This window comes from Micromonospora sp. CA-259024, from assembly GCF_050936255.1.
Classification (GTDB): Bacteria; Actinomycetota; Actinomycetes; order Mycobacteriales; family Micromonosporaceae; genus Micromonospora.
Window position 1 is genome coordinate 1,429,267 of sequence record NZ_JBNJND010000002.1, and the last position, 18,694, is coordinate 1,447,960.

The window sequence follows — 18,694 nt, forward strand, 5'->3', positions numbered from 1 at the left end:
AGGGCAGGCACAGGGGACCATGATCAGTCGACTTCTGGTGGCCAACCGGGGGGAGATCGCCCGCCGGGTCTTCGCCACCTGCCGCGCGCTCGGCGTGGAGACGGTCGCCGTGCACTCGGACGCGGACGCCGCCGAGCCGTTCGTCGGCGAGGCCGACCAGGCGGTCCGGCTGCCCGGGGCCACGCCGGCCGAGACGTACCTGCGGGTGGATTCGATCCTGGACGCGGCCCGGCGCAGCGGCGCGGACGCCGTCCACCCGGGTTACGGCTTCCTCGCCGAGAACGCCGAGTTCGCGGCGGCGGTGACCGACGCCGGGCTGACCTGGGTCGGGCCGCCGGCCAAGGTGATCGCCGTGATGGGCGACAAGCTGGCGGCGAAGGCGCTGCTCGCCGAGGCCGGCGTGCCGATGCTGCCGAGTTGGACCGACGCCGACGAGATCATCGACTTCCCGGTGCTGGTGAAGGCGTCCGCGGGCGGCGGCGGGAGGGGGATGCGGATCGTCCGGGACGCCGCCGGGCTGACCGAGGCCGTCGCCTCCGCGCGCCGCGAGGCGGCTGCCGCGTTCGGCGACGGCACGGTCTTCATCGAGCGGTACGTCGAGCGCGGCCGGCACGTCGAGGTGCAGATCTTCGGCGACGCCCACGGCCGGGTGGTGGCCCTCGGTGACCGGGAGTGCTCGATCCAGCGCCGGCACCAGAAGATCGTCGAGGAGGCGCCGGCGGTCGTTCCGGAGCGGGTGCGGGCGGCGTTGCACGAGGCGGCGGTGGCCGCCGGTCGCGCGGTCGACTACCTGGGCGCGGGCACGGTGGAGTTCCTGCTCGCCCCGGGTGGAGAGTTCTTCTTCCTGGAGATGAACACCCGACTCCAGGTGGAGCACCCGGTCACCGAGCTGTGCACCGGGCTGGACCTGGTGGGGCTGCAACTGCTCGTCGCGGAGGGCGAGCCGCTGCCGGCGGACCTGCCGACCAGCACCGGCCACGCGATCGAGGTACGCCTCTGCGCCGAGGACGCCGGGTCGGGTTGGCGGCCGGCCACCGGCACACTGCACCGGTTCGCGGTCCCTCAGGTGGCGGCCGAGTTCGGCGGGCTGGCCGGGCCGGGCCTGCGACTCGACTCGGGCGTGGTGGCCGGCTCGGTGGTCGGGGTGCACTACGACTCGATGCTGGCGAAGCTGATCGCCTGGGGTCGTACCCGTGCCGAGGCGACCCGGCTGCTGGCCACCGCGCTGGCCCGGGCCGAGCTGCACGGGGTGACCACCAACCGGGATCTGCTGGTCCGGGTGCTGCGCGGCCCCGCGTTCGCCGCCGTGGAGATCGACACCGGGTTCCTGGACCGGCACCCGGAGGTCTTCGCCCCGCTGCTTCCCGCCGATCGACTTCCGCTGGCCGCGCTCGCGGCGGCACTCGCCTCCGCCGCCGGTCGTCGCGCTGCGGCTCGGGTGCTGGCCGGGCTGCCGTCGGGCTGGCGCAATGTGCCGGCCGTCCCACAGGTCACCCGGTTCGCCGGCCCGGACGGCGAGATCGAGGTCCGCTACCGGCTGGACCGCACGGGCGGCCTCGCCGAGTGGTCCACCGATCCCACCGTTGCCGACCCCACTGTGGCGTTGGTCGAGGCTGCCCCGGACCGGGTCGTGCTCGACGTCGACGGCGTTCGGCGCGCGTACCGCGTACACCGGGTGGGGTCGGCGGTCTTCGTGGACGGCCCGGACGGGGCGGCGAGCCTGACCGAGCTGCCGCGTCTCCCGCTGCCCGTCGCGGAGGTGGCGGCCGGGTCGCTGCTCGCGCCGCTCCCCGGCGCGGTGACCCGGGTGCATGTCCGGGTCGGCCAGCGGGTCACGGCCGGCGATCCGCTGCTCACGCTGGAAGCGATGAAGCTGGAACATCCGGTGCTCGCCCCGACCGACGGCGTGGTCGCCGAGCTGCCGGTGCCGGCCGGTGGTCAGGTGCGCACCGGCGCCGTGCTGGCCGTCATCGACAACTGAAGAGGAGAACCCCGATGACCTTCGACCTCACCCCCGAGCAGGACCAGCTGCGCGACGCAGTGCGGGCGCTGGGCCGTCGCTACGGCCACGGTTACTTCGTCGAGAAGGCGAAGGCCGGGGAACACACCACCGAACTCTGGGCCGAGGCGGGCCGGCTCGGCTACCTGGGAGTCAACATCCCCACCGAGTACGGCGGCGGCGGTGGCGGCATCACCGATCTGGCCATCGTCTGCGAGGAGCTGGCGGCGGCCGGTTGCCCGCTGCTGCTGCTCGTGGTCTCCCCCGCCATCGCGGCCACCGTGCTCAACCGGCACGGCACCGAGGACCAGCGCAAGCGGCACCTGCCCGGCCTCGCCGACGGGTCCCAGAAGATCGTCTTCGCGATCACCGAGCCGGAGGCCGGTTCCAACTTCCACCGGCTCGGCACGGTGGCCCGCCGGGACGGTGACGGCTGGTTGCTCAACGGCCGCAAGTGCTACATCTCCGGGGTCGACGAGGCGGACCACGTGCTGGTGGTGGCCCGAACCGAAGACTCATCCACCGGAAAGCTCAAGCCCGCGCTGTTCGTCGTGCCGACCGACGCCGCCGGGCTGACCCGCTCCAAGCTGGACATGGAGATCGTGTCCCCGGAGAACCAGTTCCTGCTCTACCTGGACGACGTGCGCGTGCCCGCCGACGCACTGCTCGGCGAGTCGCTGGACGCCGGGCTGCCGGCGCTCTTCGCCGGCCTGAACCCGGAGCGCATCACGGTCGCCGCGATGGGCGCCGGCACCGGCCGGTACGCCATCGAGCGGGCCAGCGAGTACACCGCCACCCGCACGGTGTGGGGTGGCCGGAGCATCGGCTCCCACCAGGGCGTTTCGCATCCGCTGGCACACGCGGCGGTGCAGGTGGAACTGGCCCGCCTCATGATCCAGAAGGCGGCCACCCTGTACGACGCCGGCCGCGACCTGGAGGCCGGGGTGGCCGGCAACATGGCCAAGTACGCGGCCGGGGAGGCCGCCGCGCTCGCCGTCGACACCGCCGTCCAGGTGCTCGGCGGGGCCGGAATGACCACCGAGTACGGGGTGGCGACCCTGCTCGGCGCGGTGCGGGCCGGCCGGATCGCCCCGGTCAGCCGGGAGATGATCCTGAACTTCGTGGCCCAACACGTCCTGGGCCAGGACAAGTCGTACTGAGCCGGCCTGCTCCGTCGGCCTGCCCGGCGGGTGATCGACTCGGTTTCCTCGATTCTGCGGTGTCCGAGGTCCAGCGACGCCCCGATTTCCAGAAAGCCGAGTCGATCCCTCTGCTGAGGCCGCGCTGCACGGCCTGCTCACGCTCCTTGCGGGCCCGGCCGCTCCCGGTGGTGCAGGATCGCCACGGCCACCGCGAAGAGCAGCGCGGGCGCCAGCACCAACGTCAGCCACTGCGCCGGGGTGAGCGCATCGAGGACACCGTCGTGGGTGGAACGCTCCAGGAACGTCCCCGTGGTGCCGAGCCCCACCCGGGTGAGCAGCAGCGTGACGCCCACCGGAACGACGAGCGCGAGCAGGCGCCGCCGCAACGCCGCCGGCATCGACAGGATGGCAAGGGCGAAGAGCAGGTATCCCGCAGTCAGCAGGATCGCCTCGATCCGGCCGACGCCGACGGTGAAGATCCATGTGCCGTAAACGGGAGTCGTCGAGCGATCAGCAGCAGTCACCAGGGCGACGCTCGGAGCACCGACGCTGACCAGCGTCGCCACCGCCAGTGTGCCGAGCCGCCAGCGCGCGAGGGAAGCCGTGGCGGAACGCGGAGCGCGGACGGCGAGCACCAGCGGGACCATCGCGGCGAGCACGGCGGGCCAGAGATTGAACACCGTGGAATGGTGCCCGTAATCCTCGGCGACCGGAGCCACCTCGAACGCCGCGCCGCAGACCGCGATCGCGGCTGCTGCCCGGCCCCACCCGAACACGACCGACAGCGCCACGGTGAGCCACAGCACCGCCACGAGACAGCCCGGCCAGAAGACGAACTCCTCGCCGATCCCATCGGGATAGCTGTCTACGAACATGGCGAGGTGCAGCACCGGAACGCGCGCAGCTCGCACGAACAACATCAGCGCGGCGATCAGACCGAGCGCCTGCGCCGCCTCCCGCCACGCATCGCCCGAGAATCGAGCACCAGCCTGGCGGACATGCGCACGGAACGCCCCGCCGAGCAGGGCAAGCACGTCTCGTGCCACAGGCCTGTGCTGGCCTGGCGACGCGTCGTCCAGCAACACCCCGATCATCTCGTCCTCGTACTGCCGCCGGTAGGCGCGGGGGTAGCAGGCCAGCAGCCACCGGTAACCGTGTTCCAACGTCACGCCGCACCGCCGTCGAAGATGAGACCGGCACGACGCAGTCGCACGCTCGCCGCGTCGGCGTTGCTTCGCAGACGCGCCGACTCCTCGGCCAGGCGTTGCGCCCCCGACGCAGTGAGTCGGTAGTACCGGCGCAACCTGGACTGCACCTGCTCCTCGCGCTCGATGTCGATGAGCCCCTCGGTCCGCAGCCGGTCCAGGGCCGCGTAGAGGGTGCCGGCGCGCAGGTCGACGCGCCCGTCGGAGATCCGGCGGACCTCGTCGAGAACGGCGTAACCGTGCCGTGGGGCCTCGACGAGCGCGGTAAGGATGAGGTAGGTCGATTCATGCATGGAAGCCTTCGCCATTGCCGAAGCATATACCGTCCGACTGTATATACGGGAAGAGTTCGGCCGCGGCGGTCAGGCTGGGGTACGACAGGTGGCATCGATGCGGTGGACCGGACGTACTCGCCGACCCATGCCCTCCAGCAGGGAGTCCTCGACGTGGAAGTCGTGGATGCGCAGCTGGCGCCGGGGCAACTCCTCCTCGCTGGGGCAGAGCACCTGCGCGCGGACCAACCCGACCGGAACGTACCGAACGCCGCCCCGCTCCTGCAGGATCACCATGTTGACGTCGTCCGTGGTCACCACGTGCCCGCGTACGTCCTCGGTCGGCCCGTTCTCCACGCCCACCGTGGTGACGGTCAGCGGCAGCACCGGCGTGCTGATCACCGGCACCGCGGCCCAGACCAGCGTGGCCAGCACCGCCACCTCGGTCACCGACGCCAGCGGCCGGATCACCACGCCGGGCAGCGGCCCCGCGATGAACAGGGCCAGCAGCGGAGGCACCACGATGAGCGCCAGCACCAGCACGTCGCCCTGCCGCCCGGCGTCGCGCATCGTCGGCAGCATCAGCCAGCCGTACCCGGCGAGCAGCGCGATGATGATCAGCAGCCGTGGCGCCGCCCGTTCGTGCAGCCGCCCGGGGTGGAGCTGAAACGCGGCCACGAACGCCGGCAACAGCAGCGGAAGGTACAGCAGCGGCCAGGTGATCAGGGCGAGCAGGAAGCTGGCCAGCACCGCCCACGCCGGGGTGATGTCGGCCCAGCGGGCGAAGAGCGGACGACGCCCGGTGCCCGGCGGGAGTCGGTCCGCGCTGACGGCCAGCACCGCGCCGAGCGCGAAGACGGCGACCATACCGGTCGAGAGCAGCCGGGCTGCCGTGGTCAGGAAACCGGCGAGCAGGTTGACCGGCCCGACGTTCGCCACCAGCAGCAGCGTGGTCTGGAGTTCGCCACCCGCCTCCACGCCGAGGCGGAGCACCGAGAAGATCGCCGGTACGCCCACCAGGGCGGTCCAGAACGACTGGCTGGCGCGGGCGCGCCGCTCCGCCGGGTCCCAGCGCACCCGCCCGGGCTCCGCGTCGGCGACGACCGGCTCGGCGGGTTCGGCGAGCGGCACGCCGACCGGCCAGGCGAGGCCGCGTGCCGCACCAGCGGTCGAACTGTCGGCGGCCGACATCGGGACGGCGTTGTCGCCTGGCACGGACGTGCGGGGCGGTGGGACCGGGCCATCACCGCCGGTGGCGGCGGTCGGCGCCGCGCTCACTTCGAGGGCGCCTTGTCGTCGAAGTCGACGAGGTTCGGCACCTCCAGCGGCTGCGGCTGACGTTTCTCGGCCTTCAGCCACGGGCCCAACGTCCGGTTGTACGCGGTCAGCCAGGGGCTCGCCTCTCCGTCCCGGCCCTGCTCGTAGCTCTTCTGCAGGAAGAACGCGACCAGGTCGCGCAGCGCGGGGTCGCCGATCGGCACGCCGATGCCCAGCAGCTCGCTGGTACCGAACGGCATGTCCACGATCTCGAACTCCTGGGGGAAGCTGGCCAGGAAACCGGCGAGGATCGACTCGTCGGAGCTGACCGCGTCGTACCGGCCCTTCCGGATGCCATCGACGCAGTCGCCGACGTCCTTGACCACGAACGTCTTGACCTGGTGCTTCTCCAGCTCGGCCTCGGTGGTGGAGCCGCCGCTGGTGCAGACCTTGTAGACCGGGTCGCGCAGATCCTCGATGGTGCGGATCTTGTCCTTGAGGCGGACCGGCACCATCACCTCCTGCGTGGTCACGAAGTACGGCCCGGCGAAGCTGACCAGCTTCTTACGGTCCTCGGTCATGGAGAAGCTGGACACCACGAGGTCGACGGTGCCGCCTTGGAGCGACGGGATCCGGTCCTCGGTAGCCACCGACACGAACTCCAGCCGCTGGTCCCCCTCGTAGCCGAGGGAGGCGGCCACGTACCGAGCGATCTCGACGTCGAAGCCGGCGTGCTGGCCGTTTCGCAGCTCACCCATGAGCGGCTCGTTCGTGGCGACACCGATGCGCAGCTTCGACTGGCCGTAGATGTGCGTCTCGCGCATCTTCTCCTGCACCGACTGCAGGTCCGGTTCCTTCCGGCTGTCGCAACCGGCGGCGGCGGCCAGGACCAGAGTGAGGGCGACCGCCAGCGTCGACGCGACCGAGCGGAGCCGAGACTGCGAACTGCCTGGGTTCATGGGCGACCTCGCTGCCGGGAGAGCCTGCGGGACACCGAGAGTAGCGGTTACCGTCCATTCCGTGTGGACCTGCCGACCATGTCGGGCGTGCAGTGCGGATCCACGCCGATCGGTGCGACGGTCGGCTCTGCGGTTGACAGCCGGCCCCGTCACGACATGCTGGACGGGTGAGTCGATTGTCCAGACCCGATGCGCGGACGGTGGCGGTGCTCGCGGCGCTGGGAGCTCTTGCGCCCCTGGTCATGCTGGTCGTCTGGCGCCGACAGGACCTCCTCGGCGTAGTCCTGGCGCTACTGTGCGTGCTGATGACCATGGTGGCCGGCGTCGCCGTCTCCGCCGCCCGTCAGGTTGACGAGCCGGTGCCCGCGGACCGCTCGGCGACCGTCGGGCCGCCCGAGCTGATCCCGTACGGGATCGACGCGGACACCCTCGACGCCCTGGACAGCCGGGACGCGCTGCGTGCGGTGCGTGACCGGCGGCGCGGGTCGAACGGGGTCAGCGGCCGGTGAGGGTGGGCGCGCTGAGCGCGTCCACGCCCCGCCCGGCCAGGCACCGGTAGGCCCGGTCGATGCTGCCGTCGACCGGCGGCAGCACCTCCAGGTGCCAACCGGTCGGCTCGGCGATCCCGGTGGTCAACCGGAACGTCGTGGCGCTGCACACCTGCCGCACCGGCTGGGCGGCGATCACCTCGTCGTAGTCGGCGCCGACCAGCGACACCGGCAGGATGCCCTCGGCGTACGTCTCCCAGGTATGCGGACCAGCGCAGGACACCCTGGCCGCCTCGGCGCGACTGCCGCGAACCCGCATGGGGCCGAAGCACTCCAACTCGGCAAGGCACCGGGCACCCTCGGGCAGCGCGGTGGGCGCGCCGGTGCCGGTTGCACAGCCGGGCAGCGGACCGGTCGCCGGCGCGGCGACCTGGGTGACCGTCGGGTTCGGGGCGGGCGGCGGCGCCCGGTCGGCGACCCAGGCCCCGACGGTGGCGGAGGCGGCGAGCGCGAGCACGCCGACACCGCCGAGGAACCAGCGCCGCCAGCGCCGACCGACGGGGACCACCTGCTGAGTGTCCTCAACGGGTGGGCGAGGCACCGGCTGACTGACCGCGTACGAGCCGGAAAGGGTCGGGCCACCGCTGGCCGGGGCGCCACTGACCGGTGCCGACGCCGAACCGAGGGACAGGCTCGCGAGCAGGTCGCGCAGTTCCAGGGCGGAGGGGCGCTCGGCCGGGTCGTTGGCCATGCCGGCGCGCAGGACGTCGATCAGCTCGTCCGGCACGCCGGGCAGTGCGGGAAGCGGCTGGTTGAACATCTCCAGCACGGTGACCAGGCTGGGGTTGCGCTCGGACTGCCAGCGGGGAGGTCGGCCGTGCATCACCGCGTAGAGGGTGGCGCAGAGCGCGTACACGTCGACGGCCGGCGACGGCGGGCTGTGGCTGAACATCTCCGGCGGCGCGTACGCCGGGGTGAGCACCTCCAGGGTGACCGAGGCGTCCCGGTGCTCCGCGAGCACGGCCAGCCCGAAGTCCGCGAGCACCGCCGAGTTGAAGTGCGAGTAGAGGATGTTGGCCGGCTTGACGTCGCGGTGCAGCACCCCGGCCGCGTGCGAGTGGGCCAGTGCGTCGGCGATCTTGATGCCGAGGTCACGCGCCTCGACCGGGCCGAGCGGCGAGGTGCGCATCCGTTCGGCGTACGAACCGTCGCACAGCTCCATGATCAGGTAGGGGTGCTGGTCGACGGTGACCCCGACGTCGAAGAGGTCCACCACGTGCGGGTGCGACGACATCCGGCCGGCCGCCCGCGCCTCGCGCAGGAAACGGGCCTGATCCCGCTCGCTGTCCAGCGTCCGGTTCTCTACCTTGACGGCGACCTCACGACCCACCGAGATCTGGGTGGCCTGGTAGACGGTCGCGTATCCACCCCGGGCAAAGACCCGCAAATCAGTCAGACCGGGCACAATCGGCACCGGCGGGCCGCCGGTCGGGGTGTCGGTCACCGCTCGAAAATACCCAACCCGGCCGGTGGCTCAGCGCACCGCGTCCGCGGGAGCGGCACCGGCCGGACCGGTACCCTCCTCGGCGACCGCGGCCGTCCCGGCACCCTCGGACGTCGCGACCTCGGCGGCCGAAACGCCCCTGCGGGCATCCAGGCGCAGGCCGACGGCGGTGGCCAAGGCCCCGAGCCCTTCCCAGGCCGCCACCCCGAAGAACCGGTCCGGAGCGATGTCGGCCAGCACGGCGATGCTGAACACGGTGAACGTGACCAACCGGAAGACCACAGTGAACCGGTAGAACGCCCGCCACTCGGTCACCGTGGCGAGCAGGTAGTAGACGCCCATGTTGAACGCCGCCATCGAGGACGCCAGCAGGAACGTGCCGGTGTGGTCACCAACGGCGCGCGTCGCGGGCACCTCGATCCCGAGCATGCGCAGCTGCGCCTCCGGCCAGAGCAGCCCGACCGCGCCCATCACCAGCGCCAACACGCCGAAGACCGCGATGGTCCAGCCCGCGATCGAACGCGGCAGCTTCATGAAGAGCCTCCCCAGGCACGGCGACGGTCACCACTGTGGACCGGCACACGGTGGTGACACGCTAGCCGCTCACCCCGACCACCACATCCCCAGAACCGGCAGAACCCTGCCCGCCCCACCGCCCTCGCCACGTTGATCAAGAGGTTTCGGTCACCGGAAGCCCGTTTCCTGACGCAAACCTCTTGATCACCCGACCCAACCGGGGGGTGGGGGTTGGGTTAGGTGGGGGGTGTTAGGCGGGCGCGTAGGGCGTCGGCGGCGGCTCGTTCGCTGCGCTGCTCGGTCGCGTACGCCAGCCGGACCGCCTCGTCGGCACTGGCCAGGGCCTCCGTCGGGTGACCGCAGGCGGCCAGCGCCTCGGCCAGCACGCTGGCCGCGATCACCTGGCTGCGCACATCCTCGGCCGGCGCGGTGACCGCCCGCCGGGCCCAGTCCAACGCCTGCTCCCGCTGACCGTGGGCGAGCAGCGCCGCAGCGTACTGGGCCATCGTCTGCCGGCGGGAGAAGAGCAGCGAGGGCGCGGTCGCGGCGGCCGTGGCCACCGGAGCGAGCAGCCCGACCGCGGTCGCCGAGTCGCCAGCGGCCAGTCGGGCCGTGGCCAGCAGCACCCGGGGCGCCACCTGTGCCGGGGCCTGCGGGTTGTGCGGTTCCACGGCGGTCAGCACCGCGCGGGCGACCTGCTCGGCCGTCTCGCGGTCGCCCATGTCCAACGCGACGAAGCCGCGCAGCGTGCCGGCCATCCCGGTGAGCAGCGGGTGCGAGGTGCGCTCGGCGTACGCCAGGGCGTCGGTGAGCAGGTCCGCCGCGTGCTCCGGCTCGCCCAGCCCGCGCGCCACCACCGCCCGGACCACCAGCGCGAACCCGCGCCCCCAGTCGTCGGAGGCGTCGGCGAACTCCCGGTACGCCCTGCGGGCCTCCCGGTCCGCCTCGGCCAGGTCACCCAGCTCGGCGGTGGCGAACGCCGCCACCGCGCGCAGCGTGCCCACCGCCCACGCCTCACCGACCCGCTCACCGAAGGGCAGGAACACCTGCGCCAGCCGGCACGCCTCGCGCAGTCGACCCGCGAGCAGCCGGGCGAACGCCGTCGTGCCGCGCAACCAGGCCCGCCCGTACGGGTCCTTCAGCTCGGCGAAGAGCCGGGCGGCCCGGCCGAGCACCGCGTCGGTGCCGGCGAAGTCACCCCGGGTGGTGGTCACCCAGGCCAGGTTCTGCAGGGACCAGGCCTGCCCGCGCCGGTCCTGCGCGCCGAGGCTGACCTGGTACGCGGCGGCCAACCGGCTGCTCGCCTGACTCAGCCGCCCGGCCACGAAATCGGCCATGCCGAGCCGGCGCATCGCCGTGGCACGCTGCGTGGGCAGCCCGCCCGCCGTGGCCACCTGCAACGCCTCCTGCCAGGCAGCCACCGCCCGGCCCTGATCGCCGAGGGTCTCCTGGGCCTGCCCCGCCAGCAGCAGCGCGCCAACCCGGGTGGCCTCGTCCCCCGCGTTCGCGGCGATCTTCTCGGCGTACGCCAGCGCGTCGACGACCCGGCCGACCTGGAGCAAGGCACGGGCGTGCACCACCCGATCGGCCGCCGGCACCCCGTCGCGAGCCAGTTCGATGGCGCGCTCGGCGTACTCGACGGCCAGCACCGGCTCACCGGCGGACAGCGACCGGCGGGCGGCCCGGCCGAGCGCGGCGACGCCGAGCGGAACCACCGCCCGGGCCGGCGCGTCCGGGCGCAGCTTCACCGCGTCGGCGAGCGTCGCGGCCCGCTCGACGTGCGTCGCCACGAAGTCGTCCCGGGCCTCGTCGGTGAACCCACCCGACGCCCCGGCCGTGCCCTCGTCCGCCGGTGCCGCCCAGCGGGCCAACGCGGCGTGCCGCTCGGCCAGCTCCGCCTTGCTCACCCCGGCGTACGCGGCCTCCCGCATCAGCGGGGTCGCGAACGAGTAGCCGGTACGGGAGCGGTGCAGCATCCGGCGTTGCAGCAGCTCCTCGACAGCCCGCTCAAGCTCCACGGCGACCACCGCCGACGGTCGGCCGTCGCGACCGGCGCGCTGTTCACGCATCGCCTCCAGCGCACCGGTCGGCACCGCGTCACCGATCACCGCGGCGTCGCGCAGCACCGAACGGGCGTCCGGTGGCAACGCGTCGATTCGGGCGGCGAGTACGGCGGCGAGGTCCCGGGAGAGCAGCCGGCTGCCCAGCGAACCGGGCACCAACCGCCAGCCGGCGGGCGCGCTCTGGTCCCGCTCGCCGGATCCGGACCGCTCGCCACCAACACGGACACCACGGGCCGATTCCGCAGATTCCGTGGCGCGGACACCGCGCGCTGATTCCGTGGTGAGCGCTCCGCGCTCGATGAGCAGGGTGACCAGCTCGGCCAGGTAGAAGGGATTGCCCTGGGCGGTGGCGAGCAGCCGGTCCGCGTCGGCCTGCGGCAGCTTGCCGCCGCCGAGGTAGGTGGTGAGCAGCCGCGCCGCGTCCGCGCCGCGCAGCGGCGGCAGGGAGTGCACCTCGGCGTCCGCGACCCGGGTCAGCGCGCCGGCGGTACGCACCAGTTCGGGGCGGCCGAGCAGCAGCACCAGCACCGGGCCGGTGAGCCGGGACAGGGTCAGACCGAGTGCGCTGATCGTCTCCGCGGTGGCGTCGTGCAGGTCGTCCACCACGATCACCAGCGGCGCCTCCGAGGCGAGCCCGCTGAGCAGCCCGGCGACCGCGTTCGGCACCGCCTCGGCATCGGCGGCCGGGGTGCCCGACCCGCCCCACTCGCCGGTGTCGGTGCCGCCGTGCGCCGGGAGTTCGGCGTAGCCGAGCAGGGCGAGCAGTTGCTCGCTGGCGATCGGCGCGATCTCACCACCGGAGCGGGCGAGCCGCTGCCCGAGCCGCCGCAGCCTCTCCTCCACCGCCGGTCGGGTCAGCGCGGTGGCGGCGTCACTGGGCAGGCCGACGGCGGCACGCACCAGGTCGGCCAGGGGCGCGAGCCGTCGCCGCTCACCGAACGCGGCGCAGCGCACCGAGAGCACCCGGGCGCCCGTGTGCGCCGCGTACCGGCCAGCGCCCACGTCGTACCCGGCGGCGAGGCGCTCCACCTCGGCGGCGAACCGGGACTTGCCGATGCCCGCCTCGGCGGTCATCAGCAGCACCCTCGGGTCACCCTGGTCGATCACCTCGGCGAGGCGGCCGGCCACCCGGCCGATCTCCGTCTCCCGGCCGACGTACGGCGCCTCGTCGCCAAGCCCCGAACGGGTGCCCGGAGCGTCCAGCAGACCCAGCAGTTCGTACGCCTCGACCGGCTCACGCTTGCCCTTGAGGCGCAGCGGCCGCAGCGCCCGCCAGGAGGACACGTGGCGGGTGGCGGCGGCGGTGCGCCCGCCGGCGTAGACCGCGCCGACCGCAGCGGCGTCGGCCAACCGGGCGGCGGTGTTCACCGTGTCGCCGATGACCGTGTACTCGATGGCGGCCTGGATACCGGCGATGACGTCGCCGGTGTTCAGCCCGACCCGCAGCCCGAGCGGCGCGCCACCGCCCCGCTCGTCGTCGAGCACCCGGCGAACGGCCCGCTGCATGGACAGGGCGGCACGGACGGCCCGTTCGGCGTCGTCCTCGTGGGCCACCGGGGCGCCGAAGACCGCCATGATCCCGTCACCGGTCAGCTTGTCGACGTGCCCACCGAAGGTCTTCACCGCGCCCGCCAGGGCGGCGAGCACCCGGTCGGTGACCGCGCCGACGCGTTCCGGGTCGAGGTCCTCCGACCAGGAGGTGAACTCGGAGAGGTCACCGAAGAGCACGGTGACCACCCGGCGCTCGGCCGCCGGCAACGTGGCGGCGGCCGGCAGCGCCGCACCACAGTTGTGGCAGAACCGCGCGCCGGGTACGGCGACGGTTCCACACACGGGGCAGGTCACGTGTGCTCCAACCCACTGACCCCGGGCGCGGATTCCCCAATACCGACACCCAGATACTCCAGCTGGGCACGGACCGACCATTCGGCTGCCCACCAGAGCGAACGGTCCACGTCCGCGTAGACGGCCGCCACCACGTCGGCGGGGGTGCGGGCGCCCGCGTCGACCGCCGCCCGGACCTGGTCGAGTCGGGCCCGGCGGTGGGCGAGGTAGAACTCGGCGGCGACGGCGCAGTCGGCCAGCGCCGGGCCGTGCCCGGGCAGCGCCGGGATTCCCCGGTACGCGGACAGCAGCTCCAGGCTGGTCAGGTAGTCACCGAGGTGCCCGTCGGGGTGGGCGACCACGGTGGTGCCCCGGCCGAGGATGGTGTCACCGGTGAGCACCACCTGCTCGTCGCCGTGCTCGACCAGGAAACAGACCGAGTCGGCGGTGTGCCCCGGGGTCTTGAGCAGGCGAATCTCCAGGCCGAAGCCCTCGAGGTGCGCACCCGGTTGGGTCAGCGGCTCGGCGCCGATGGTGTGCACCGGGTCGACGGCGAGGACGCGCACGCCGCCGAGCAGCTCGCTCAGGCGGGCGGAGCCCTCGGTGTGGTCGGGGTGGCCGTGGGTGATCAGGATCAGCCCGACGGGGCCGTGCTCGGCGATTCGGGTCAGGTGCCCCTCATCCGCCGGCCCCGGGTCGACCACGACCCCGTACTTCGCTGCCGGGGCGCGCAGCACCCAGGTGTTGGTGCCGTCGAGGGTCATCGGTCCCGGGTTCGGCGCACGCAGCAGTGTCACCCAGGTCGGCAGCTCGTCGGCGAGCGCCGCCGCCGGCGCCGTCACGTGCCCGCTCATGGCTGCGATCGTACGACCCCGCCCGCCACACCCCACGATCTTGCACGAGCAGCCCCTGATTCATCCCCGTTCAGGGCTTTTCATCCGGGCCGGAGGTGCAAGATCGCGGGGCGGGTGGCGACGCGTCAGGCGACTTCGACGATCAGTTCGATCTCGACCGGGGCGTCGAGGGGCAGCTCCGCCACCCCCACCGCGCTGCGGGCGTGGCGGCCGGCCTCGCCGAACACGGTGCCGAAGAGGTCGGAGGCACCGTTGATAACCGCGGGCTGACCGGTGAAGCCGGGCGCGGACGCCACGAAGCCGGTCACCTTGACCACCTTGACCACGTTCTCCAGGCCGACCAGCGAGTCGACCGCGGCCAGCGCGTTGAGCGCGCACCGCTGGGCCAGGTCCTTCGCCTGCTCGGCGGAGATGCCGGCGCCGACCTTGCCGGTCGCGAGCAGCTTGCCCTCGGCGATCGGCAGCTGGCCGGAGACGTACACGTGCTGCCCGGACTGCACGGCCGGCACGTAGCTGGCCACCGGCGGAACGACCTCGGGCAGTTCGAGCCCCAGCTCGGCGAGCTTGGCGTGCGGACCGTTGCTCATGCCTTGGGCCGCTTCAGATAGGCGACCAGCTGGTCCGGGTTCGGCCCGGGGACCACGGCGACGAGCTCCCACCCGTCCTCGCCCCAGTTGTCGAGGATCTGCTTGGTCGCGTGGACCAGCAGCGGGACCGTGGAGTATTCCCACTTCTGCATCGCTGAAGGGCTCCCTCTCGGTGCGGAATTGTTCGAGGGACAGCCTACGGTCCGCTGGCCGGGTGAGGCGCGGGACGCTGCTCCGGCGCTGCCGGCAGCTCCCCACAGGGCCCCTCGTGCTCGTACCCCTGAGGGCAGCGGGACCGGTCGGGGAGCAGCAGGTCGCAGAAGACACGGTGCCGGTTGTTCTGGTCGTCGGCGTTGGACACGGTGGTCTCGCCGGCATCCAGCTCGGGAAGGAAGCCCAGGGACACCGCGACCCGGCCGGCCAGCACGGTCGCCGCCGCCAGGTTCGGCACCCGGATCGGCAGGTGGATGACGAAGCCCGGCTCGTCGTCGTCGCGGGCCCGCTCGGCGGGTCGGCTCGGCGGCCGGGACACCTCCGTCGGCTCCTGCATCCGACGGTACGACCGTTCGTTGATCGGCTGGCTGCCGACCGGCCCGCCGGCCTCGACCACGGCACCGGGCCGGCGCGGCCGATCGTTGGTCGGGAACTGGGTGCGAGGGATGTTGTCCGCATCGCGCATGCACTGCCTCCGGTCGTACCTCTCGGATCATGCTTCCGGTCCGGACCCATTCGTCCGTTCCGGCCCCCGCACCGGGGACGAAGGTAGGTCGGTGGCCACGGTCCCGCCAACAGGACGCGCACAAGGGGTCACCACTAGTCACATATGCGACACATCGCAGGTGGGAGGCCCGGCGTCGGGTCGGGCTCGGTTGCCAACGGCCGCTCGGCACGGCAGGGGCGACACCGACCGGGTGATTGACCGCTACCCTTCCGGTCGGACGGTCGCGCAGCGCCGGCCGCCCGTTCGATCACGCTCGACGCCAGGGGTGGCGGCGGGCGCCGCACCCCCGGGGGAACGACGATGACCCAACCGCCCAGCGGCGACCAGGCCGGCCCACCCGCCCTCCCGCCGGCCCACCCGGATCCCACGGGCCAGCCCGGCGCTCCGACCATCCCCGGCCAGCCGGCCCCCACCGCGCCGACCGGGCCGCTCGCTCTGCCCCCGGCCCCCGCCCCGGCGGCACTTCCCGCCCCGCCGGCCGTTCCCACTCAGCCCTTCCCCGGGCAGCCCGGCGGTGCCGGCCAGCCGGAGCCTCCCGCAGGCGCCACGTCGGCCACCGCACCGACGCAGCCGGGGACCCTGGACCCCTCGGCGATCCCGGCGCCCGCGCCGGGTTACCCGCCCTACCAGGGCACCGCCGAACCGAAGAAGAAGCGCGGTCTCCTGATCGCGGCGATCGCGCTGGCCGTGATCATGGTGCTCTGCGTGGGCGGCGGTGTGGTGGCGTTCCTGACCCTGCGCAACGCCGAGACCGGCGAGGGCGCCAAGGACCCGGCGGTCGCCGTCGACGAGTTCCTCACCGCCGTCTACAAGGACCGTGACGCGACCAAGGCGGCCAGCCGCGTCTGCACCGCCTCCCGTGACGACGACAAGATCGCCGCGAAGGTGGCCGAGGTGCAGAAGTACGCCTCCGCGTACCAGAACCCGCGCTTCCGGTGGACCAGCCCGAAGGTGGACAACCAGACCGGGGACCGGGCCACCGTCTCCACCCGGGTCACCATGACCACCGCCGACGAGAGGGTGGCCGACCAGGACCTGCGCTTCACGGTGGTGCAGAAGACAGGTTGGTGGGTCTGCGAGGTCGCCTGACCGCCAACCCTGGATAGGCTCGACGGGTGTGTGCAGCTGAGCGGCCGACCGACCCGGCCGGTACCGGATGGTCCGCCCGTCTCCACGTGGTGACCGGCAAGGGCGGCACGGGCAAGACGAGCGTGGCGGCGGCGCTGGCCCTGGCGCTCGCCGCGGGCGGCCGGCGCACCCTGCTGGTGGAGGTCGAGGGGCGACAGGGCATTGCCCAGCTCTTCGGCATCGACCCGCTGCCGTACGAGGAGCGACACCTCGCCGACGCGCCGGCCGGTGGTGAGGTGCGCGCCCTCGCGGTCGACGTCGAGGAGGCGCTGCTCGAGTACCTCGACATGTTCTACAAGCTGGGTGCGGCGGGCCGGGCGCTGCGCAAGCTCGGCGCCATCGACTTCGCCACCACCATCGCACCGGGCCTGCGGGACGTGCTGCTCACCGGCAAGGTGAAGGAGGCCACCACACGCACCTCCGGGCAGCGGCGGGCGTACGACGCGGTGGTGCTGGACGCCCCGCCGACCGGGCGGATCGGTCGGTTCCTCAACGTCACGGCCGAGACGGCCCGGCTGGCCAAGGTGGGCCCGATCAAGACCCAGAGCGAGGGGGTCGCCGCTCTGCTGCGCTCCCCGATGACCGCGGTGCACGTGGTCACGCTGCTGGAGGAGATGCCGGTGCAGGAGACGGTGGACGCGATAGCCGACCTGACCTCGCTCGGCTTCGGCATCGGGAAGGTGATCGTCAACGGCACACGCCCCCCACTGCCCGCCGGCCGGGCGGTCACCGCCGCCGAGCTGAAGCGCGGGCTGGTCGCCGCCGGGCTGCCGGCCGATCGGGACACCGTGGCCGGGTTGCACGACGAGGCGCGTGACCAGCTCATCCGGCGCGAACTGGAGGATTCGCTCCGCGCCGACCTGGTGGAGTTGGGGCTGCCGATGATCGAGCTGCCGTTGCTGCCCGACGGGGTCGACCGGCCCGGGCTCTCGACACTGGCCCAGGCCCTCGTCCGCGCCGATTGACTCACACCTGAGCTCGGCACAGGCACGCGGACCCACGCGGCCCGATACGCTCGATTGGTGCCTTCCGAAGACGCGGCGCCGCAGCTGGACGTCGACCAGATCCTCGCCGACCCGGGCGTGCGGATCGTCGTGTGCTGCGGTGCCGGCGGGGTGGGAAAGACGACCACCGCGGCGGCGCTGGCGCTGCGGGCCGCCGAGCACCACGGCCGGCGCACGGTGGTGCTCACCATCGACCCGGCCCGCCGGCTGGCCCAGTCGCTGGGCCTGACCGAGCTGGACAACACCCCCCGCCAGGTCAAGGGGATCGACGTCGAGAGCAGCGGCGGCGAACTGCACGCCATGATGCTGGACATGAAGCGCACCTTCGACGACGTGGTGCTGCAGCACACCGACCCGGCGAAGGCCGCGGAGATCTTCGCGAACCCGTTCTACCAGGCGATGAGTTCGACCTTCGCCGGCACGCAGGAATACATGGCGATGGAGAAGCTGGGCCAACTGCACGCCCGGGGTGAATGGGACCTGATCGTGGTGGACACGCCACCGTCCCGCTCGGCACTGGATTTCCTGGACGCGCCGGCCCGGCTCTCCCGTTTCCTCGACGGCCGGATGCTGCGGCTGCTGCTGGCCCCGGCACGCAGTGGCGGGCGGAGCATGTTCAGCCTGGTCACGGCCTCGTTCGGGATGTTCTCGAAGGTGGTGCAGAAGGTGCTCGGCGCGCAGCTGCTCACCGACCTGTCCGGCTTCGTGGCCGCCCTGGATTCGATGTTCGGCGGTTTCCGTCAGCGGGCCGAGCAGACGTACCGCATCCTGCAGGCGCGGGAGACGGCCTTCCTGCTGGTGGCGGCGCCGGAGCCGGACGCGGTCCGGGAGGCCGCCTACTTCGCGGGCCGCCTGCGGGACGAGCGGATGCCGTTGGCCGGTCTGGTGCTCAACCGGGTGCACCGGCCTGCGGTGCCGGAGCTGGACGCCGAGCAGAGCCGGGTCGCCGCGGAGCGGCTGACCGAGCTGGGTGGGCATGAGGCCACCGCCGACGTGCTGCGGGCGCACGCGGCGCTGGCCCGTCAGGCGGTACGCGAGCAGCAGGTCGCCGCGCGGTTCACCGCGGCGTTCCCGGCGGTGCCGACGGTGTCGGTGACGGCGCAGCCCGCCGACGTGCACGACGTCGACGGGCTACGGACGATCGGCGCGGCGATCAGCCGGCCGTGATCGG

At 73.0% G+C, this 18,694-nt stretch carries 17 protein-coding genes; 6 read left to right on the forward strand and 11 right to left on the reverse strand.

Translation table 11 applies throughout. The features are described 5' to 3' along the window. Positions 1-19: 19 nt before the first annotated feature. Positions 20-1,981: a biotin carboxylase N-terminal domain-containing protein gene (locus ACQEUX_RS26075; RefSeq protein WP_433057139.1), complete on the forward strand. Its 1,962-nt coding sequence runs from the start codon at positions 20-22 to the stop codon at positions 1,979-1,981. A 14-nt stretch (positions 1,982-1,995) separates the two neighbouring features. Next, the gene (locus ACQEUX_RS26080) at positions 1,996-3,159 is read left to right on the forward strand and encodes an acyl-CoA dehydrogenase family protein (protein WP_433053544.1); all 1,164 of its coding nucleotides are present in this window, start codon (positions 1,996-1,998) and stop codon (positions 3,157-3,159) included. Positions 3,160-3,296: 137 nt separating this feature from the next. Here ACQEUX_RS26080 and ACQEUX_RS26085 read toward each other — a convergent pair whose 3' ends face one another. The 4 genes from ACQEUX_RS26085 to ACQEUX_RS26100 form a co-directional block, all read right to left on the reverse strand. Beyond that, the gene (locus tag ACQEUX_RS26085) at positions 3,297-4,226 is read right to left on the reverse strand and encodes a hypothetical protein (RefSeq protein WP_433053547.1); all 930 of its coding nucleotides are present in this window, start codon (positions 4,224-4,226) and stop codon (positions 3,297-3,299) included. Between the two features lie 80 nt (positions 4,227-4,306). Further along, the gene (locus ACQEUX_RS26090; protein WP_433053550.1) at positions 4,307-4,654 is read right to left on the reverse strand and encodes a PadR family transcriptional regulator; all 348 of its coding nucleotides are present in this window, start codon (positions 4,652-4,654) and stop codon (positions 4,307-4,309) included. A 54-nt stretch (positions 4,655-4,708) separates the two neighbouring features. Continuing rightward, positions 4,709-5,896 carry a hypothetical protein gene (locus ACQEUX_RS26095; protein ID WP_433053553.1) on the reverse strand — a complete coding sequence of 396 codons (1,188 nt, stop codon included), beginning with the start codon at positions 5,894-5,896 and terminating at the stop codon, positions 4,709-4,711. After that, entirely contained in the window at positions 5,893-6,834 is a 942-nt protein-coding gene (locus tag ACQEUX_RS26100) for a transporter substrate-binding domain-containing protein (RefSeq protein WP_433053556.1), read from the reverse strand. Before ACQEUX_RS26100 ends, ACQEUX_RS26095 begins: the two co-directional genes overlap by 4 nt. Positions 6,835-7,010: 176 nt before the next feature. Between ACQEUX_RS26100 and ACQEUX_RS26105 the strand changes: the two genes are divergently transcribed. After that, entirely contained in the window at positions 7,011-7,343 is a 333-nt protein-coding gene (locus tag ACQEUX_RS26105) for a hypothetical protein (RefSeq protein ID WP_433053559.1), read from the forward strand. Here ACQEUX_RS26105 and ACQEUX_RS26110 read toward each other — a convergent pair. The 7 genes from ACQEUX_RS26110 to ACQEUX_RS26140 form a co-directional block, all read right to left on the reverse strand. Beyond that, on the reverse strand, positions 7,330-8,826 hold the full coding sequence (locus tag ACQEUX_RS26110) for a serine/threonine-protein kinase (protein ID WP_433053562.1): 1,497 nt from the start codon (positions 8,824-8,826) through the stop codon (positions 7,330-7,332). The two genes, ACQEUX_RS26105 and ACQEUX_RS26110, sit on opposite strands and share 14 nt — an antisense overlap. A gap of 30 nt (positions 8,827-8,856) precedes the next feature. After that, positions 8,857-9,360: a hypothetical protein gene (locus ACQEUX_RS26115; protein ID WP_433053565.1), complete on the reverse strand. Its 504-nt coding sequence runs from the start codon at positions 9,358-9,360 to the stop codon at positions 8,857-8,859. A gap of 218 nt (positions 9,361-9,578) precedes the next feature. Beyond that, entirely contained in the window at positions 9,579-13,250 is a 3,672-nt protein-coding gene (locus ACQEUX_RS26120) for an adenylate/guanylate cyclase domain-containing protein (protein ID WP_433053568.1), read from the reverse strand. Beyond that, on the reverse strand, positions 13,247-14,083 hold the full coding sequence (locus tag ACQEUX_RS26125) for an MBL fold metallo-hydrolase (protein WP_433053571.1): 837 nt from the start codon (positions 14,081-14,083) through the stop codon (positions 13,247-13,249). Before ACQEUX_RS26125 ends, ACQEUX_RS26120 begins: the two co-directional genes overlap by 4 nt. Positions 14,084-14,208: 125 nt before the next feature. Continuing rightward, on the reverse strand, positions 14,209-14,670 hold the full coding sequence (locus ACQEUX_RS26130) for a RidA family protein (protein WP_179781329.1): 462 nt from the start codon (positions 14,668-14,670) through the stop codon (positions 14,209-14,211). After that, positions 14,667-14,822 carry a DUF4177 domain-containing protein gene (locus ACQEUX_RS26135; protein WP_007466198.1) on the reverse strand — a complete coding sequence of 52 codons (156 nt, stop codon included), beginning with the start codon at positions 14,820-14,822 and terminating at the stop codon, positions 14,667-14,669. The genes ACQEUX_RS26130 and ACQEUX_RS26135 overlap by 4 nt, the downstream gene beginning before the upstream one ends. A gap of 44 nt (positions 14,823-14,866) precedes the next feature. After that, positions 14,867-15,349, reverse strand: a complete 483-nt coding sequence (locus tag ACQEUX_RS26140; protein ID WP_433053575.1) for a hypothetical protein — start codon at positions 15,347-15,349, stop codon at positions 14,867-14,869. Positions 15,350-15,826: 477 nt separating this feature from the next. Here ACQEUX_RS26140 and ACQEUX_RS26145 point away from each other — a divergent pair, with 477 nt between their 5' ends. Genes ACQEUX_RS26145 through ACQEUX_RS26155 form a run of 3 tightly spaced genes read left to right on the forward strand, consistent with a single transcriptional unit; the run spans position 15,827 to position 18,690 of the window. Next, positions 15,827-16,480 (forward strand): Rv0361 family membrane protein, encoded by a 654-nt coding sequence (locus tag ACQEUX_RS26145; protein ID WP_433057141.1) that lies wholly within the window; start codon positions 15,827-15,829, stop codon positions 16,478-16,480. Positions 16,481-16,506: 26 nt separating this feature from the next. Then, a complete protein-coding gene (locus ACQEUX_RS26150; RefSeq protein ID WP_433053578.1) occupies positions 16,507-17,484 on the forward strand; it encodes an ArsA-related P-loop ATPase in 978 nt (325 codons plus the stop codon). 54 nt (positions 17,485-17,538) lie between these two features. Next, entirely contained in the window at positions 17,539-18,690 is a 1,152-nt protein-coding gene (locus ACQEUX_RS26155; RefSeq protein WP_433053581.1) for an ArsA family ATPase, read from the forward strand. Positions 18,691-18,694 lie beyond the last annotated feature (4 nt).